This is a genomic window from Microbacterium sp. P5_E9 (assembly GCF_054049175.1).
Genome location: NZ_JBFUMV010000026.1, coordinates 1 through 17,277 on the forward strand (window position 1 = coordinate 1; position 17,277 = coordinate 17,277).

The window sequence follows — 17,277 nt, forward strand, 5'->3', positions numbered from 1 at the left end:
GTACCAGGAGAGCGGCGTACCAGGAGAGCGGCTCGGTGACCCGGTCGATCGACTCGCGTGGCCCAGTCGGGTCGGCGGGACCAGTCGTGACGGCGGCATCGCCGTCGTCCGGCCGGTGGCCGAACGCGTCCTGGAGTGCACGCACAGCCCGGTCTTCGCGCGGGTCGTCGCCGCCGAGGAGCCGCATCGCCCGCCCGGCCGCGGCCAACACGGCGATCGCGCCGAGCCCTGGCAGGACGACGGCGCGGAGCAACGGCATGCCCGCATCGTAGTGGCGCGGCGTGGACGGGAGTAGGTGATGTTGGTCCAGCAGGAGCATCGGGGGATAACCCGCACCAGACTCGGCGGTCTCCCGGATTCTCTGGGGGCCGTCAGATTCGTACCGTCGCATGTATGACCCTTGAATCCAGCAGCCCGCTTTCGGCAGGCCGATCTTCCGCGCCCGACTCGTCCGCACGCCCACGCAAGGGCATCGGACTGCCCTGGCTGGTGGTCGTCGGCCTCGCATTGCTACAGGTGCCGCGCATCGTCGCGCACGACTTCGGGCTTGTGCCGCCGAACTCCATCGGCAACGTACTGCTCGCCATCCTGCCTCTCATCACGTGGGTCGCGGTCGCAGCGGTGTGGTCGCGTCGGCCACTGATGTCACTGCTGGTCGCCGGCGGCCTTTACGGTGCCGCACTGGCAACGATCCACAATGCTGCCTGGGGCGCGGTGTGGGGGGCGTCGCCGCCTCGGCTCGGGGGCAACCTGTCGGGCGTGCTCCCTCGGGCGGTGGAAGAGGTGCTGATGCGTTCAGCGACCGTCTTCAGCAGCCTCGCGACCGGTGTCGCGGTCGGGCTGATCTGCGGCCTGATCGCCTGGGGCATTCAAGCAGTCGCGCGACGCGCCGGGGCGGATCTCCCGCTTCGCCGCGTACAGGGATGAATGCGGCGGGTTGGGAGGGCGGGGGTTTCGCTCCCTTGCCAAGCCGGCAGTTGGCACTCGAATCGACGCTCGACTGGAGGGTCACCGCTCGCGCGACAGTGGTTGACCGGTCCCTCACCTGAACAAGGCGGGATTACCGAAAGGCGCGAAGATCGTTGAGCGGTCCCCCAACGCATCCGCGGCCAGCATCGACGCGTGGATCAGCGCAGGCTTGCCTTGAGTGTGAGCAGGTGGTCGCGGGTGAGTGTGGAGGCGGTGTCTGCGTCACGGTCGGCGATCGCCTCGAGGATCTGCACGTGGACGCGTTGGTCGGCGTCGCTGCCGTATTCGCCGCGGATGCGGAGCAGGTCGATCATCGCCTGTCTGGTGCGTGGGGTGAATCCGTCGAACAGTTCGGTGAGGAGGGGGTTGTGCGCGGCGGTGATGATGCTGCGGTGGAAGGTCATGTCCGCGTCGACGTGCCCTTCGATGTGTGTGCGATGCCTGTCGCGGTGCTCTGCGGCGCGCTTCATGGCGTTCAGCTCCATTGGCGTGCGGCGTTCGGCGGCGAGTGCGGATGCCTCGACCTCGATCGCGATGCGCGCTTCGATCACGGAGATGATGTCGGTGCGGCGGAGCACCTGATCCCAGTCGTCCGGTGTGTCGACGGCGGTGACGAATACCCCGGCGCCCTGGCGGGTGGCGAGTACCCCGCGGCCGGCCAGTTGGCGGATGGCCTCGCGAATCGTGGAACGGCCGACGCCGAGCTGCGGGGCGAGCGTCGTCTCGCCGGGCAGTTTCTGCCCGAGCGTCCATTCGCCGGCGCGGATGCGTTCGAGCAGGGCGTCGGCGGCTTGCTCAGCGAGCGGTTCGYGGCGGACCTGAGTCATGCCACCATCCTCGCGCATCAAACTTGCTTGTCTACTTGTCTGAGGAGTTKTGCTAGCGTGAGCTCATGCTTCTCGACGGACTCCTTCTTCTTCGTCGCCACGGCGGGGCCTAGCCAGACCGGCTCCCCGACGTGGAGCCGAAACGCGCGCCGGTTGACTTCCCCGCACAGTTGAAGGAACCCCGCAATGAGCACTCCCCCGCTCTCCCGTATCTCCACCCCAATTGGCCCGGTTCCCGCGGGCGCACCGCAGTGGAACCGTCAGCGGCATTCGCAGATGCCATCGCACCGCTACCGTGACGCCTACGCGCGCGTCGAGGTGCCGCTCACCGCACGCGAGTGGCCGTCACGCCGGCTGACAGCGGCACCACTGTGGGTGCCGGTCGATCTGCGCGACGGCAATCAGGCCCTCGCCGAGCCGATGGACCCCGCGCGCAAGCGGCGGCTCTTCGAGCTGATGGTGCAGATGGGCTATAAGGAAATCGAGGTCGGCTATCCGTCCGCATCGCAGACGGACTACGACTTCGTCCGCCTGATCGCCGAGACCGACATCGCCCCGGATGACGTGACGATCGTGGTGTTCACTCCGGCCCGCCGCGACCTGATCGAACGCACGGTCGCCTCGATCCGCGGCATCCGCAATCAGGTCGTCATCCACATGTACACCGCCACCGCGCCGACCTGGCGCGACGTCGTCCTCGGCCACGATCGGATCGCGCTCACGGAGCTGATCCTCACCGGCGGCCGTGACGTACTCGAGTTCGCCGGCGCCCTCGACAACGTCCGATTCGAGTTCTCACCCGAGGTGTTCAACCTGACCGAACCGGACTACGTGCTCGAGGTCTGCGACGCCATCACCACGTTGTGGGATGCCACCCCGCAGCGACCGGTGATCCTGAACCTTCCCGCGACCGTGGAGATCGCGACCCCGAACGTGTACGCCGACCAGATCGAGTACATGCACCACAACCTCGCCCGCCGAGACGCGGTCATCCTCTCCGTCCACCCGCACAACGATCGAGGCACCGGGATCGCCTGCGCGGAACTCGCCGTCCTCGCCGGCGCGCAGCGCGTCGAAGGATGCCTCTTCGGCAACGGCGAACGCACCGGGAACGTCGACATCGCCACCCTTGCCCTGAACCTGCACGCCCAGGGCATCGACCCGATGATCGACTTCTCCGACATCGACGAGATCCGCCGCACCGTCGAATACAGCAACCGCCTCGAAATCCACCCCCGCCACCCGTATGTCGGCGACCTCGTCCACACTGCGTTCAGCGGCACCCACCAGGACGCCATCAAGAAGGGCTTCGCCGAGCACCGTGCCCGCGCTGCGACCGAGGGCCGCCCGGAAAGCGAGATCGAGTGGCGGGTGCCGTACCTGCCCATCGACCCCGCCGACCTCGGCCGCAGCTATGACGCCGTCATCCGCGTCAACTCGCAATCGGGCAAGGGCGGCATCGCGTACCTCCTCGAAACCGACTACGGCATCGAACTCCCCCGACGACTGCAGATCGACTTCGCCCGCCGCGTGCAGCAGCACACCGACAGCACCGGACTCGAAATCGACGCACCCCAACTCTTCGACCTGTTCGAACGCAGTTATCTGAACCCCGCGGGATCCGACATCCAGCTTGTCGACATCAGCTCTGAGACTCACGACGGGGCGACCCGCACACAGCTCACTCTGCACATCGACGGCACCGAGAGACACGGCAGCTACAAGGGCATCGGCCCCGTCGAGGCCGTCACCGCGCTCCTCACCGAGCACGGCATCCCCGTCGAGATCGTCTCGCTCCACCAGACATCGCTCACCGCAGGCAGCAGCAGCGAGGCCCTCACCCTCATCGAATACCGCGACACCACAGGCATTCACTGGGCGGCCGGCTCAGACCGATCCGTACTCAACGCGAGCGTGAACGCCGTCCTGGGCGCCGCCCGCGCCATTGCCGCGACCCGCGCACCAGTCTGACCCGCGTTCGCCTGCGGAAGAGAGTCCGCACGCGGATGACGTGCGGCCACGACACTCCATTGAACTGCGCCGCGCACGAGTCCGCCGGATGGGATGGGTCGGCAAGAGAAGTCGTTCGATCGCGGAGCACGGTCGCCGAGGCATCCCTCGTTCGCAATCCGGTCGATCACCGCGCTCTCGCGTTCGAGTCGACTTGTCGCTCGGCGCCGATGCGCAATGGGGCACTCTACGAAGCGCCGGCGACATCACCAGCAGGTCCCTGGCTCGGCCGTTTCGAGGATGTGCGGAGCATACGTCGACCTCGCTCGCGGGTTCTTTTGACGCAGGGGCGCGCGTAGCGTCGGAATGTGACCGAGCAGCAACCGTACGAGCTTGTGCGACAAACCCCCGACTACGAACTCCGACGGTATCCGTCGCACGTCCTGGCCGAGGTGCTCGTCCGCGGCGCCGACTTCGAGGACGCGGGCAACCGCGCCTTCCGCTCCCTGTTCGGCTACATTTCCGGGGAGAACACCGCACGTCAGTCGATCGAGATGACCGCGCCGGTGGTGCAGTCCGCCTCGTCGCGCATCGCGATGACCGCGCCGGTCGTGCAGCAGAAGTCCGACGACGGTTTCGTTGTCGCCTTCGTGCTGCCTGCAGCCATGACGGAGGCGACTGCGCCCGTACCCGCACGCAGCGAAGTGACACTGCGCACCGTGCCTGAGCGGATGGTGGCCGCTGAGCGATTCTCGGGGCGATGGACACGCGCGTCATGGGACTCTCACCGGGAGGCGCTCCTGGCAAGTCTGTCTGCCAACGGCCTGACGCCCATCGGCACACCTCGCTTCGCGCGCTTCGACCCGCCTTACACGCCCTGGTTTCTGCGTCGCAACGAAGTGCTCGTCGACATCGACGAGAACAACTCATCGTCCTGACCCAGGTGGCCGTGCGCACGGTCGTGGAAAACGCTCCGAAACCTTTTGCCTTGTCCGGTAGGGCCGCCTAGCGTTTGTTGTACGCAAAAACATATGTGCCGCTCACGCGGGCATATGACCGACGACGATGTCAGGAGTTCTCCATGCGCCGATCTCTCCGATCACTTCTGGTGGCCACCGCCACCGCTGCCCTGCTACTGCCTCTCGTGGGCGTGACCGCAGCGAACGCCGAGCCGCCCGGATACGGCCACACCGACAAAGACACGCTGCGCAACCAGGCACCGCGCGATCTCGCGATCGGCAGTGCCGTCTGGGGCCGCAGGGACCTCGTCGCCTACGACCGCAAGGCGCCCACCGAGTACCAGCAGGTCCTCAGCGCCCAGTTCTCGTCGCTGACGCCCGAGAACGACATGAAATGGGATGCCATCCACCCGGCTTCGGACGTGTACGACTTCGCGTCCGCCGACGCACTGGTCGCTTTCGCCAAGGCGAACCACCAGCAGGTGCGGGGCCACACGCTGCTGTGGCACAGCCAGAACCCGGCATGGGTCACGACGGCGAGCCAGACGTGGACGTGCGACCAGGCACGTGCGGTGCTCGAAGACCACATCCGCACAGTCGTCGGCCACTTCGAGGGTGAGATCTACGAGTGGGATGTCGCGAACGAGATCTTCCAGGACACGTGGGACAACGGCGGCGTGCGGCTGCGCACCGAGGCGAACCCGTTCCTGAAGGCCTGCGCCGACGACCCGATCGCGCTCCTCGAGGACGCGTTCCGCTGGGCGCACGAGGCCGACCCTGCCGCGGTGCTGTTCCTCAACGACTACAACGCCGAGGGCATCAACGAGAAGACCGATGCGTACTACGCGCTCGCACAGCGCATGCTCGCCGACGGCGCGCCGCTGGGAGGGTTCGGCGCCCAGGGCCACCTCAGCCTGCAGTACGGCTTCGACGCCTCGATCCAGGCGAACTTCGAGCGCTTCGCCGCGCTCGGGCTTCACGTGGCGGTGACCGAGGCCGATGTCCGCATCCCGGTGCAGCCCGGTGAGACCGGCCCGACACCCGGTCAGGTCGCCGCACAGGCCGAGCGCTACGACGCGATGCTGACGGCGTGCCTGAAGGTGACCGCCTGCTCGTCCTTCACGGTGTGGGGCTTCCCAGACGCGAACTCGTGGGTTCCCGGCGTGTTCCCCGGCGAGGGCTGGGCGACGATCTTCGAGGATAACTACTCGCCGAAGCCCGCTTTCTCCGCGATTCTCGAGTCGCTGCGCGAGGCGACTCCAGGCACGTCGCCGCGGCACGGCTGAATCGGTGCGAGGGCGGCCGGTCGCGGCCGGCCGTCATCGCACCGCACGGTTGCGCGGCAGCTGAAAGCTTGGCGGGACCCGTCGAAGACCTCTATGCCGTTCTCCCGTAGGCGGCATAGGCCCGGCGGCTGACCATCCGCCCCAGCCGCGCCGCTAGAGCGGGTCGACCGTGGTCGGACGGCCGCGTGGGATCCATCAAAGGGCGGCGCGCGCTTTGTCCTTCCGCGCGGCGCTCGGGTCGTTGATCGGTAGCTAGATAGTCGCGTTTGGCGCGGCTGTTTCGGCCACGTTGGCGAGTAGTTGGAGGCGTTCCTGGGTGGCCGATCCGGGTTCCGCGGAGAAGACGATCATCTGGAGTCCGCGGTCGGATGTGAGGTCCATCGCTTGGAAGGTGAGGTCGAGGTCGCCGACGACTGGGTGGTGGACGAGTTTGAGGCCGGTGCGGTGTTCGCGGACGTCGTGGGCTCCCCAGAGCTTTCGGAAGAGATCGCTTCGGGTGGAGAGTTCGCCGACGAGGTCGGTGAGCTGTCGGTCGTAGGGCGAGCGGCCGGCTTCGGCGCGAAGGACGGCCACGATCTGGCGGGTCTGTGCTTCCCATTCCCGGTAGAACGTCTGGGCGCGCGGTTCGAGGAAAATGAATCGGGCGGCGTTGGCTGGCGGCCTGGCCCCGTCGAGCATCTCGGAGAAGAGCGCCGCCCCGAACCGGTTGGTGGCGACGGCGTCGAGTCGGCCGTTCTGTATGAAGACCGGCACCGTCGACATAGCGTCGATGGTCTGGCGCATACCGGGTGTGAGCTGCGTCTTGCGGGTCGTCCGTGCTCGCTTCTGTGGGTGAGCGCCTGCGTTGGCGGCGCGGATCAGGTCATACAGGTGGGCGTGTTCGGCGTCGTCGAGTTGCAGGGCGCGGCTGACGCCGTCGATGACGGCTTCGGAGACACCGACGGCGTTGCCCCGTTCGAGGCGTTTGTAGTACTCCGCGCTCATTCCCGCCACCAGCGCGACTTCCTCGCGGCGCAGCCCCGGCACCCGGCGGCGACCGCCGAAGTCTGGCAGCCCCACCTGCGCGGGCGTAAGTTTCGCGCGTCGCGTGGTGAGGAACTCACTGATCGCCTCGGCGGTGTCCATGCCATCGAAAGTACAGCGGCTCCGGGCGTGCAGAGGGTCCCTGTCGGGGCACCCGTAGGTAGGGCCACGCTAACTCCGGCGAAGGAGCGTTGACTCGAACCATCAGCCGCCGAACGAGCGGTGAAATTCGAGAAGGGCATGACCATCAGCAGCAACCTGCAGAACAAGCTCGCCGGGACCGTCGCGATCGTCACCGGGGCGAGCAGCGGCATCGGCGAAGCCACAGCGAAGCAGCTCGCCGAACTCGGCGCGACCGTCGCGGTCATCGCCCGCCGCGAGGACCGGCTCAACACCCTCGTCGCCGAGATCGAGGCTGCCGGCGGCTCGGCTCTCGCCGTGACAGCCGACATCACCGACCGCGTCCAGGCCGAACGCTCCGTGGAGACGGTCATCGACTGGTTCGGTCGCCTCGACATCCTCGTCAACAACGCCGGGCTGATGCTGCTCGGAACGGTCCTGGATCAGGACATCGAGGAATGCAGCGGATGATCGCGGTCAACCAGAACGGTCTGCTCTTCATGACCAAGGCCGCCCTGCCGCACCTGCTGGTCGCGGCCGAAGACGAACTGCGCGGCGTCGCGGACATCGTCAACATCTCCTCCATCGCAGGCCGGCAGGCGTGGCCGAACTTCGCCGCCTACAACATGACGAAGTTCGGGGTGAACGGCTTCACCGAAGCGCTCCGCCAGGAGATCACGAAGAAGCATGTCCGAGTCGGCGTGCTCGAGCCCGGCGCCGTCGAGACCGAACTGATCTCCCACAACAACGACACCATCAAGGACCACCTCGTCGCCTCCGACGCGGAGAACATCCCGGAGAAGCTGCAACCGGAAGACATCGCCGAGAGCATCGCGTACATGGTCACCCGTCACCGGCGCTCCTCGATCGCCGAACTGTGGGCGATGCCCACGTCACAGGCCTGACCGGCCGGAACGGAGCACACCAGATGAAGAACGCGCACCTCGGGGGCCTCGAGGTCTCCCGCATCGGCCTCGGCGCGATGACCATGGCCGGCGTCTACACGACCGGGGGAGGTCTCGACAACGACGAGTCCATCCGCACCATCCACCGCGCCCTGGAGCTGGGTGTCACCCACATCGACACCGCCGAGATCTACGGTCCCTACCTCAGCGAGGAGCTCGTCGGCCGGGCCGTTCGCGGCCGCCGTGATCGGGTGAAGATCGCCACCAAATTCGGGCTTGTCTCCCACTCCCGCGGCGGACCCGGCGTGATCGACAGCAGCGCCGCCAACGTGAAAGCCTCCGTCGAAGGGTCGCTGCGGCGTCTCGGGACAGACCACGTCGACCTGTACTACCAGCACCGCGTCGACCCGCACACGCCCATCGAGGAGACCGCGGCCGCGGTCGCCGACCTGATCGCGGAAGGCAAGGTGGTCCACTTCGGTCTCTCCGAAGCATCCGTGCAGACCATCCGCCGGGCACATGCCGTGCAGCCGGTTTCGGCCCTGCAGACCGAATACTCGCTGTGGACGCGCGACGTGGAAGCGGACAYCCTGCCCGTGCTCCGCGAACTCGGCATCGGGTTCGTCCCCTACTCCCCCCTCGGGCACGGCCTGCTCACCGGACAGATCCGTTCCGCAGCCGACATCCCCGACGACGACTGGCGCAAGACCAACCCGCGTTTCGTGGGCGACAACTTCACCCGCAACCTCCGCCTCGTCGACGAGGTCCGCGCGATCGGCGCCGAGATCGGCGCGACCCCTGCTCAGACGGCGCTGGCGTGGATTCTCACTCGAGGCGACGACATCGCGCCCATCCCGGGCACCCGCCGGGTGGCGCGCGTGGAGGAGAACACCGCAGCCGACACCGTCGAGCTCACGACGGACCAGGCCGACCGGCTCACCGCTCTCGAACCCCCGGCCGGTGCACGACACGACGAAGCCAACATGGTCTCGATCGACAACTGACCGGGTCACGCTGTAACCGCCGGCCGTCAGACGGGATCCTCCCGCGGGCGTCGCCGACTGCGCGCAATTGTGCCCCGCGCTGTTCGGCTCAAGCTCCTCGCGGTGGGCGCGCTGCCGGAACGACGGTCATGATCGCCAACTTGCTGACCCGTCCATGTCATAGGGGGTCGCGCTGTCATCGCTATCGTCATTGACATGTTGTGGGCTCTCTTGTTGGGTGCGGTTGCCGCATCCTCCCTCGTCATCGGTGCGGTGCTCGGGGTCCTTCGCCGGTGGGACGACCGCCTGATCGGGGCCGTGCTGGGCTTCGGCGCGGGAGCGCTGATCTCCAGCGTTTCGTTCGAGCTCGTTGAAGAAGGCCTGGCAACCTCCGGAGGGCTGCCCGTCGCGATCGGACTTGCTGCGGGTGCGCTTGCCTTCTTTCTCGGCGATCGCGCCGTGGAGCGGATCGGCGGCCGCTCGGCCGGGGGTGCCGCCGGGATGCCGTTGCTGCTGGGCGCGCTCCTCGACGGAATCCCCGAACAGGCGGTCCTGGGCATCGGCCTCGCCGCCGGCGAAGGCGTGAGCATCGCTCTGCTCGTCGCGATCTTCGTATCGAACCTCCCCGAGGCGATCGGCTCCGCGACGGACATGCGATCGGCTGGGACCAAGTCCCGGACGATCATTCTCGGTTGGACCATCGTGGCCATACTGTGTGTGCTTGCCACGGTCGGCGGGTATGGCATCTCCGCCCTGGTCGGGGATAGCTTCACTGGTGCCGTCGACGGCTTCGCGGCCGGCGCGCTTCTCGTCATGTTGGTCGGCTCGATGATTCCGGAAGCGACCGAGAAGGCGGGCAATACCGCTGGACTTGTCGCCGTGCTCGGGTTCGCCGTCGCAGCTGGGCTGTCCGCCGCCGCTTAGGCGTGATGCCCGCTGACGTTGTTTCGTGAATCGGGGTTGATCTCTTCTGGCCGCACCTCTCCTCCCGCCGCTCGCGCGCGGCGGAGCGGTCAGCTCATTGCGTCCGCAAGCTCCAGCCGACTCACCTCGACCGCACCCTTCGCCGTATTCGCGATGTGGGCTCGGGAGACGATAACCGCGGCGACGACCATGATCGCCGCACCGAGCCAGTAGGGCGCGGCGTGGCTGACCGTGGCATAGAGCGCGGCCGCGAGGAGCGGTGCGACGGTGGACATTGCCGCGTTGAGCGATTGGGTTGCCCCACCGAGCCAGCCCTGCTCATCGTCGCCGACAGCGTTGGACATGGCGCCGTCCATCGCGGCCTGCGCGGCGCCTTGCCCTGCAGCGAGCATGAGCGCGCCGACGATGAACAGCCACGGCTGGGCGAGGGTGGAGGCGACCAGAGCCAGCGCGACCAGGCCGATGGTCTGTCCGACGATTCCACTGATGATGACGCCGCGCTCGCCGATTCGTGGGAGCAGGATCCCCAGCAGCACGCCCTGGATGAGGATGTCGATGATGCCGATCGATGCTGTCATCAGTCCGATCTGGGTGGGACCCCAGTTGATGGAGTCGAGAGCGAGGACGCTGAAGTTGTTCACGAAGAATCCGAACGACAGAGCGAGCAGGCCGAAACCGATCAGCAGTCCGCGCAGCTCTTTGCGGCCGAACGCGGCCTTGAAGACGGAGAACGGCTGAACGTCGCGTATCGAGATTGTGCTGATGCGGTTTTCGGGCTTGAGGCTCTCGGGGAGCAGGAAGATGCTCAGGACCGCGACGAGGAGGGAGATCCCGGCGGTGATGAAGACCGGGAGCTGAAGGCTCACGGCGGCCAAGAGTCCGCCTACGGCGGGGCCGATCATCATTCCGATGCCGGAGAGCGCCCCGAGGATGCCGAAGCGCTTGGCGCGCTCTTCGGGCGGTGTGATGTCGGCGAGGTAGGCGAACAGTGCGGGAAGATCACCCGCGGTCACACCCTGGATGGCGCGGGCGAGCACGAGCACCCAAATCGCGCCGCCGATGCCGAACAGGGTCATCGCCAAAGCGGCACCGAAGGCAGCGACGATGATGACAGGCCGGCGACCGAAGCGGTCCGAGAGGCGACCGAGGAAGGGAGCCACGAGGAAAGCACAGAGTCCGTTAATGGCCTCCAGGACGCCGACCCAGATCGCCAGGTCGTTCTCGTTGCCGACGTATTGGAGAACCACGAAGGGGAGGACGGGGAGAACGACCGTCATGCCGATGACGGTGAGCATCGTCAGCGCGACGAGCATGGCCCAGGCACGCTTGCTGGCGTGGGTCGAGGCGGATGGATTGAGTGAAGTCATTCCATAAGTGTATCGGTACCAGTTTCGGAGTCAAATCAACTATGTACTGAGTGCTGGGTATGCTGGGGTCATGTCTACAACGGAGCCCATCGGACGCCGCGAGCGCAAGAAGGCGGCCACTCGAAAGACGATCTCCGACGTCGCGACGATGCTCTTCCTCGAGCGCGGTTTCGACAATGTGAGCATCCKCGAGATCGCCGACGCCGCCGACGTCTCGCCGACCACGGTGTTCGCACACTTCGCGCAGAAAGAAGCACTCGTCTTCGACGAAGATGACGAGCAGCGAGATCGACTCGTCGCCGCGGTGCGCGACAGGCGTGTCGGCACAACGATCAACCGCGCTCTGTACGACTTCTATCTCGCTGAGATCGGCATGAACCTCGCGGAGCACGGCGATGACGTGGCGCGGACGTTCATGGCTTTCCTCAAGGAGACTCCGGCCCTTCGCGACTTCGCGACGAAGATGTGGCTGCGACACGAGGATGCCCTCGCGGCCGCCATCGCGGACGAACTCGGGCTCTCCGAGCCCACGGCTGAGATCCGCGTCTACGCCAGGTTCGTCTTGCAGATGCAGACACTCGTCGCCGAGAGCGAGGACCAGCGAGCCGAACTGGAGGCAGGGTTCGCCATACTCGAGGGTGGCTGGTCGCCGATCGAGAGTCGACTGGCGGATGCGGCCGGCTGAGCGCGTTCCCGGCGCTTGCCCCGATCCGGCGACCTGACCGCCCGCGTCGACACCTGACACACCTGCGAAGGTCAGGAGCGTGGTTCTGGTGAGCGGTGCTCCCGACCCGCGACCTCGTCGCCGCTAGGCACGACGAACCTCTCCCGGCGTCGCTCGCCGGAAGGGGATCGATGACGCGATCATCAGCACCGCAACGAACGAGAACGCCAGCACGATCGCCCAACCCCCGCGCGGCTGGCTCAGCGCGACACGCGCGCCCCCGATAAGCGGCACAGTTGCGGCGACTGCGATTGCCCCCSCCCACCCSACCACGCCGCACACCACCCGTGCCCACACCGGGCCGATCTGCCCCAGCGAGAACCCACCCGCAATGGCGATTAGGGCGATGCCCACGGCGCCACCGCCGAGGCCCTGAGTCAGGAAGGTGACGAGCGCTCCTGGCCGCACCATCGGAGCGATGGCGAATAGCAACGGCGAAAGGGCAAGCCAGCGGATGCCTCGCTGGCGACCGGCTGCGCGCATCGCCGCGGCGAGCCCGAGCGTTCCGCCGACGATCATCCCGGGGGCGAGGATCGTGCCGAAGGTGCCGAACCAGTCGAAGCGCGACGCCGACCCGGCGATCTCCATCATGTAGGCACGAAAGCCTGCGGCCCACGCAAGCCCACAGATCGCCCCCACCACGACGCAGCCCACCCAACGAAAGTGGGGTGGGCTTGCAGGTACGCTACCCGGCGCCCCCGCACGTTCTCGGTCGTCAATCGCCGACATGATTCGTCGAGCTCATTAGCTGCATGCTGACCACGTCACCCTCGCGGCCGAGGAAGCGCAACCGCTCGCCCGTGATGGGATTCGCGACCACGTCCCACGCGGTAGCGTCCATGCGATATCCTCCGTCGCCGAGCACGCGCAATACCGAGGTGACCTGCGGTTCAGTATCCCGGTTGAATGCTCGGCGCACCAGATACGCACGGCGCGGGGACCGCAGCAACGGAGGCTGGTCGCCGAAGTGGACGCAAGTACCGCCTAATCCCAGCTTTCCCCGTCATCTCGACCGGGAACCTACAGCGCTCGAACAGGGTCGGTAACCGGTCCCTGAACGCGACAGCTCGAGCGGGCTCGCGCGCCTTCATCTCGGCCTGCGCGGCCCACATGTTTACGAGCGCGTCGCTCACCGTCCGATTCTCTAGCATCCACCGCAGCACGGCGCTCGACGCCGCTCTGTCTAGGCTGGTCGGAGGGTAGACAGCCAAGAGATGGGACTTCGTGAACAAGACTGATCCGTCATGGGCAGAGGTGCGCGCGGTCTTGCGAGATCGCGGCGTCGCGGACGGGGCCGTGGTGCTGCCGGGAGATCACGGAGCCGTGTGGGAGGGAGCGCTGAGCCTATCGTCTGGCGATGACGCCCGGTGGGCACTCTCGACGATCGACTACGGACAGTCACGCGTGCTGCTGCGACGGTCGACGGCGGCGGAAATCGTCACGGCGCTCTACCAGTACGCTCTGTCTCCCATGCCCGAACCGCTGCCGCTACCCGAGAGCGAGCGGGAGCGCATGCTCGCGTGGGCAGCACCCCACGTCCTGGATCTCGCGGCGCGCCACGTCCACGACACGCTCATCGACCTTCCCGCAAACCTCCTCCTCGACCGGATCGGAACGCTGGACGGCTTCCTCCTCTACCCGACCGGCACATCCTTCGAGGCACGGTCACTCCCCGTCACGGCCCTAGACCAGCCCCTGCAGAAGTTCGTCACCACCGATCAGATCCGGGTGCGCGCGACCGTGACGCCGCCTTGGTTCGGTCGCGACGGCGGAGGGGTCCGCTTCTCGATCGAGAATCAGACCCTCGGCATCCGCGATCTCGCGCGCGAGGGCCAACTGCGGCAGCTGACCTGATTGAGAGACTGYGGTGATGTATCCCAAGCCCTGGGAGTCACAGGGATGCAAAGTCTGCCGAACGCAGTGGGAGTCGGGGGATCGGCCACGATTCGTCGCCGAGAGCATCCCCGACCGCAGTGAACTGCATCGCTGCGAGGCCTGCGGCGTCTGGTGGCTCCTGACCGAACGCTACGCGGCAGCGGTGGAGCCCGACGACATCCGACCCACCTTCGGAGAGTACTTGGATGCCTGATCCCTTCGCCGCGTTGCGGGTCTCAACAGCCGCTCCTCGCTACTTCGTCCGGCAACTCGTCAGGGACGGCGTCCTCGTCCCGTTTGCACTGCTCCGGCGCACCGTCTCAGGTGGGCGGCCCGTGGACGAGGTGCTTCGAGATGTCGATGTGTGGGAACCCGACAGCAACGGCAATGTCGACAAGGCTGTCCGCATGCCGCTGGACAGCGATCTGGAGGAGATCTCGGCCGGGCAAGCCGCACAAGTCCAGCAGATGGTCGCGGAGCGCTCGCTCCGACCTCTGACGAAGGATTGAGGAGTTGATGGTGCCACTTCGGTTGCCGGAGGTGTTCGAAGTGTGGACACGCACGCAGGGGTACGAGGTGACACGGGATGGTGATGGGCTCGTGCTCGCCAACACCGGTGGGGAGTTGCGCTACTACGTCGCGCCCGACCCGGCGGGCGTCGGCCTGCTACGTGCCGAGCGGGCCGAAGATCCGATACCCGTCATGCGCGCGGCGCAGATCGATGATGTCGTCCGCTTCCTGATCACGGTCCTCGGCTACGACCTCCGCGCCAGCCGCAACCTGCCCACAATCCGACTCCCGTTCGACTGGTCGTCCCCGGCGCCGGGCTTCAGTCCCGTTGCTCTCGAAGCGGGATGGAACGGGCTCCGCACAGACGAGGGTCGTGTCGTCGACGTTGCGATGGTCGCTCGTGACGTCGTCCATCCCATCGTGAGCTTCTCGTACGTCGCCTCGGCCCCTGTGGCTCAGCTCATCGCCTCGTACGAGGACCGCGACGGCGCACCCCTACTCTCGGAGTTCGTCCGCTGAGCCTCGACGGCAATGGAGGGACGGATGCCTCGCCGCAGCGTCGCCCCCGTGGCGCACTGACGGATGGAGGCTTGCCCTATGCCTGAGCGCGCCGCGGTCCGAGCCCAGTGCACTGTGCTGAGATCTCTGCCCTGTGCGATGAGCTGCGTGTTAGCGTGTCCGCATCGAGATGGTGGGGCGGTGTTGCGATGACTGACGCGATCGGCTCGCTTCTGCACCTTCTGTTCACGTCGCTCGGTCTCATCACGGCGGTCGATCCCGGCACGGTGACCATCTACGCGGCCGCTGTGCTGGCCGCGGCTCTGATCGTCACCCTGCTCTGTGCGATCACACTCCCACGATCCGCGCGGGCCTCACTCGCCCATGCGCGCAGGGCGATCGATGTTTCGGCTCCCGTTTCACAGAGTGATCCGGATGCCGAAGGGCATCCCCGTTCTCGAGCTCCTGGATTCGCGGCCTCGGCCGCGTAGTCCTCGACGCACACTCACCCGCCACGGCGGGTGGTTTGGTGTCCGTCGATGCACGATGTGGCCGCCTCGCGACCACCTCCCACATCGACGAACGGACATCATGGACCTCTCTTCCCTCGCGCCCATCGCGGCAATCCTCGACGCGGCGTACGCCACCCTCATGGGCCTGGCCACTCTGCTGCAACCCATCACCGGCGTCGCATCCGCGGCCGTGGCGGTGATTCTTCTGACCCTCTTCGTGCGCGCGCTGCTCATCCCGACCGGGGTCGCTCAGGCGAAAGCGGAGCAGACACGCGCCCGGATCGCACCGAAGCTGCGGGCGCTGCAGCGCACGCACAAGCACGACCGCGAACGGCTGCAACGAGAGACGATGCAGCTCTACACCGACGAGAAGGCCTCGCCGTTCGCGGGATGCCTCCCAGTGCTGATCCAAGCGCCGGTGGTCGGTGTCATCTACACGCTCTTCCTGCACACGGTGATCGCCGGTCATCCGAACGCGCTGCTCACGGAACAGCTCTTCGGGGTTCCCCTCGGAGCCAGCTTGATCACGATGCTCAGCAACGGAACCCTGACGTTCGCGGCCGGCGCGGTGTTCGGCATCCTGATCCTGATGATCGCGGCCGTGGCCGAGATCACCCGCCGCTTCCTCCGGCCGCAGCCGACGCCCGAGCCATCGCCGCTCGATTCCACGGGGGCGCTACGGCTCGTCGGGGTACTGCAGTTCGCCACCGCTGCGATCGCGATGTTCGTGCCGCTCGCCGCCGGGCTGTATCTGCTGGTCACCGTCGCTTGGACATTCGTCCAGAGGCTGATTCTGCGCCGAACCTACCCAAGCCCGCCTTCCGACCTCGCCAGGCCCGCTCGATGACAGGGCGAACCACCGGCACTCCTCGCTTTCGACACCTTCTGGCCACACAGGCAGATCGGCATTCGGGGTTCGGAACCAGCCAGATTCGGTCGAGCGGGCAAGTCTGTTGAGGTGCGCTCTCGCCACCCGGGTTCGGGCGTGCAATTCTGATGGGCAGACAAAGGAGCTCAATGACAACCACCGGTGACCGCATCGTCACGTCGGCCACTTCCATGCTGCCAGGCGCCGCGGTCATCGCACGGATCCGACGCCTCCTGTATGTCACGATCGCCACAGGTGTGCTCTACTCGACCTTCACCATCGGCATGAAAGCAGGCTGCCCCGGCGGCGTCGACGCGAACGGCGGCTTCATTGACGCGAACGGGAACCCCACCGACTTCCCGCCGGACTGCGTCACTCTGAACCTGGGGCCGAGCCCAATCATCCTGATACTCATCGCCGGAGTGGTGCTATGGGCGCTCGGACGAGTGCTTCACCGCGCAGACAGTGAAGCGTCCGCAATGCGCATACTCGACCGAGCTGCAATAGCAGTCATCATCATCGCAGCGGTGTCGTTGCTCATCGCGCACGTCTGGTTCGCCCTGATCCCGCTATACGGAGTCGATGACACGGGCACGTATTACTGGCCGTTCCCATTCGGCAGCGTGAACATGCAGACATCGCCGATGCCGGCGCACTGAGCCCCCAGCAGTCGTTCAGCGGTCGATGAACGGGCCACGTGCAAGGCCCGCGCGGCCGTCGGGCGGCGGCGTCCGCCCGCCTACGACATCAGCTGTCGCCGCACGACAGCGGCGCTCCACCGTCCCAGCATTGCGCCTGCGACGGTGTCCGAGATGTGGTGCTGGCCACGGTAGACCCGCGAAAACGCGATCGCCCCGGGAATCCCGTACCGAAGGAAGGGGCCCAGGAGCCGCGCGCCACGGGTGCCGTGGTGATCGAGCAGGTCGGCAAGCGTGCCGTGGAGCGCGAAGGCCGCCGCCGTGTGCCCGGAAGGGAAC

At 66.8% G+C, this 17,277-nt stretch carries 21 protein-coding genes and 1 pseudogene; 15 read left to right on the plus strand and 7 right to left on the minus strand.

The genetic code is table 11. The annotated features are described in order from the left end of the window. Positions 1-259, minus strand: a 259-nt coding sequence (locus ACXJ3V_RS19720) for a hypothetical protein (RefSeq protein WP_457102054.1), incomplete at its 3' end; no start/stop codon positions are given. Between the two features lie 134 nt (positions 260-393). Here ACXJ3V_RS19720 and ACXJ3V_RS19725 point away from each other — a divergent pair. Further along, positions 394-927, plus strand: a complete 534-nt coding sequence (locus ACXJ3V_RS19725) for a hypothetical protein (RefSeq protein ID WP_457102055.1) — start codon at positions 394-396, stop codon at positions 925-927. 200 nt (positions 928-1,127) lie between these two features. Here the strand turns inward: ACXJ3V_RS19725 and ACXJ3V_RS19730 are convergent, their stop codons facing one another. Next, positions 1,128-1,796 carry a FadR/GntR family transcriptional regulator gene (locus ACXJ3V_RS19730; RefSeq protein WP_457102056.1) on the minus strand — a complete coding sequence of 223 codons (669 nt, stop codon included), beginning with the start codon at positions 1,794-1,796 and terminating at the stop codon, positions 1,128-1,130. A 186-nt stretch (positions 1,797-1,982) separates the two neighbouring features. Between ACXJ3V_RS19730 and ACXJ3V_RS19735 the strand changes: the two genes are divergently transcribed. From ACXJ3V_RS19735 to ACXJ3V_RS19745, 3 genes are all read left to right on the plus strand, one after another. After that, positions 1,983-3,767, plus strand: a complete 1,785-nt coding sequence (locus ACXJ3V_RS19735; RefSeq protein ID WP_457102057.1) for a 2-isopropylmalate synthase — start codon at positions 1,983-1,985, stop codon at positions 3,765-3,767. Between the two features lie 347 nt (positions 3,768-4,114). Beyond that, complete coding sequence (locus tag ACXJ3V_RS19740) at positions 4,115-4,684, plus strand: SOUL family heme-binding protein (RefSeq protein WP_457102058.1); 570 nt, start codon at positions 4,115-4,117, stop codon at positions 4,682-4,684. Positions 4,685-4,827: 143 nt separating this feature from the next. After that, the gene (locus ACXJ3V_RS19745) at positions 4,828-5,991 is read left to right on the plus strand and encodes an endo-1,4-beta-xylanase (protein WP_457102059.1); all 1,164 of its coding nucleotides are present in this window, start codon (positions 4,828-4,830) and stop codon (positions 5,989-5,991) included. 252 nt (positions 5,992-6,243) lie between these two features. On the opposite strand, the gene ACXJ3V_RS19750 is transcribed toward ACXJ3V_RS19745, so the two are convergent. Next, positions 6,244-7,116 carry a helix-turn-helix transcriptional regulator gene (locus ACXJ3V_RS19750; RefSeq protein ID WP_457102060.1) on the minus strand — a complete coding sequence of 291 codons (873 nt, stop codon included), beginning with the start codon at positions 7,114-7,116 and terminating at the stop codon, positions 6,244-6,246. A gap of 138 nt (positions 7,117-7,254) precedes the next feature. Between ACXJ3V_RS19750 and ACXJ3V_RS19755 the strand changes: the two are divergent. The 3 genes and pseudogenes from ACXJ3V_RS19755 to ACXJ3V_RS19765 all read left to right on the plus strand — a co-directional run bounded on the left by ACXJ3V_RS19755 (position 7,255) and on the right by ACXJ3V_RS19765 (position 9,946). Next, a pseudogene (locus ACXJ3V_RS19755) lies at positions 7,255-8,039 on the plus strand (SDR family NAD(P)-dependent oxidoreductase). 23 nt (positions 8,040-8,062) lie between these two features. Beyond that, on the plus strand, positions 8,063-9,043 hold the full coding sequence (locus tag ACXJ3V_RS19760) for an aldo/keto reductase (protein ID WP_457102061.1): 981 nt from the start codon (positions 8,063-8,065) through the stop codon (positions 9,041-9,043). A gap of 195 nt (positions 9,044-9,238) precedes the next feature. Next, entirely contained in the window at positions 9,239-9,946 is a 708-nt protein-coding gene (locus ACXJ3V_RS19765; RefSeq protein ID WP_457102062.1) for a ZIP family metal transporter, read from the plus strand. A gap of 89 nt (positions 9,947-10,035) precedes the next feature. Here the strand turns inward: ACXJ3V_RS19765 and ACXJ3V_RS19770 are convergent, their stop codons facing one another. Then, the gene (locus ACXJ3V_RS19770; RefSeq protein WP_457102063.1) at positions 10,036-11,313 is read right to left on the minus strand and encodes an MFS transporter; all 1,278 of its coding nucleotides are present in this window, start codon (positions 11,311-11,313) and stop codon (positions 10,036-10,038) included. A gap of 70 nt (positions 11,314-11,383) precedes the next feature. Between ACXJ3V_RS19770 and ACXJ3V_RS19775 the strand changes: the two genes are divergently transcribed. Then, positions 11,384-11,998: a TetR/AcrR family transcriptional regulator gene (locus ACXJ3V_RS19775; protein ID WP_457102064.1), complete on the plus strand. Its 615-nt coding sequence runs from the start codon at positions 11,384-11,386 to the stop codon at positions 11,996-11,998. Positions 11,999-12,121: 123 nt separating this feature from the next. Here the strand turns inward: ACXJ3V_RS19775 and ACXJ3V_RS19780 are convergent, their stop codons facing one another. Both ACXJ3V_RS19780 and ACXJ3V_RS19785 read right to left on the minus strand, forming a co-directional pair. After that, complete coding sequence (locus ACXJ3V_RS19780; protein ID WP_457102065.1) at positions 12,122-12,628, minus strand: hypothetical protein; 507 nt, start codon at positions 12,626-12,628, stop codon at positions 12,122-12,124. Between the two features lie 124 nt (positions 12,629-12,752). Beyond that, positions 12,753-12,878, minus strand: a complete 126-nt coding sequence (locus ACXJ3V_RS19785; protein ID WP_457102066.1) for a hypothetical protein — start codon at positions 12,876-12,878, stop codon at positions 12,753-12,755. A 383-nt stretch (positions 12,879-13,261) separates the two neighbouring features. Between ACXJ3V_RS19785 and ACXJ3V_RS19790 the strand changes: the two genes are divergently transcribed. The 7 genes from ACXJ3V_RS19790 (at position 13,262) to ACXJ3V_RS19820 (ending at position 16,959) form a co-directional block, all read left to right on the plus strand. Then, a complete protein-coding gene (locus tag ACXJ3V_RS19790) occupies positions 13,262-13,891 on the plus strand; it encodes a TNT domain-containing protein (protein WP_457102067.1) in 630 nt (209 codons plus the stop codon). Positions 13,892-13,907: 16 nt separating this feature from the next. Continuing rightward, positions 13,908-14,126, plus strand: coding sequence for a hypothetical protein (locus ACXJ3V_RS19795; protein ID WP_457102068.1), 219 nt, complete (start codon positions 13,908-13,910; stop codon positions 14,124-14,126). Further along, positions 14,119-14,421 carry a hypothetical protein gene (locus ACXJ3V_RS19800; RefSeq protein ID WP_457102069.1) on the plus strand — a complete coding sequence of 101 codons (303 nt, stop codon included), beginning with the start codon at positions 14,119-14,121 and terminating at the stop codon, positions 14,419-14,421. Before ACXJ3V_RS19795 ends, ACXJ3V_RS19800 begins: the two co-directional genes overlap by 8 nt. Before the next feature lie 40 nt (positions 14,422-14,461). Further along, positions 14,462-14,941, plus strand: a complete 480-nt coding sequence (locus ACXJ3V_RS19805) for an Imm61 family immunity protein (RefSeq protein ID WP_457102070.1) — start codon at positions 14,462-14,464, stop codon at positions 14,939-14,941. A 188-nt stretch (positions 14,942-15,129) separates the two neighbouring features. Further along, entirely contained in the window at positions 15,130-15,411 is a 282-nt protein-coding gene (locus tag ACXJ3V_RS19810) for a DUF6412 domain-containing protein (protein ID WP_457102071.1), read from the plus strand. Between the two features lie 100 nt (positions 15,412-15,511). Next, complete coding sequence (locus tag ACXJ3V_RS19815; protein WP_457102072.1) at positions 15,512-16,279, plus strand: YidC/Oxa1 family membrane protein insertase; 768 nt, start codon at positions 15,512-15,514, stop codon at positions 16,277-16,279. Between the two features lie 170 nt (positions 16,280-16,449). After that, positions 16,450-16,959 carry a hypothetical protein gene (locus ACXJ3V_RS19820; RefSeq protein WP_457102073.1) on the plus strand — a complete coding sequence of 170 codons (510 nt, stop codon included), beginning with the start codon at positions 16,450-16,452 and terminating at the stop codon, positions 16,957-16,959. A gap of 80 nt (positions 16,960-17,039) precedes the next feature. Here ACXJ3V_RS19820 and ACXJ3V_RS19825 read toward each other — a convergent pair. Continuing rightward, a partial coding sequence (locus ACXJ3V_RS19825) for a phosphatase PAP2 family protein (protein ID WP_457102074.1) occupies positions 17,040-17,277 on the minus strand: 238 nt, incomplete at its 5' end.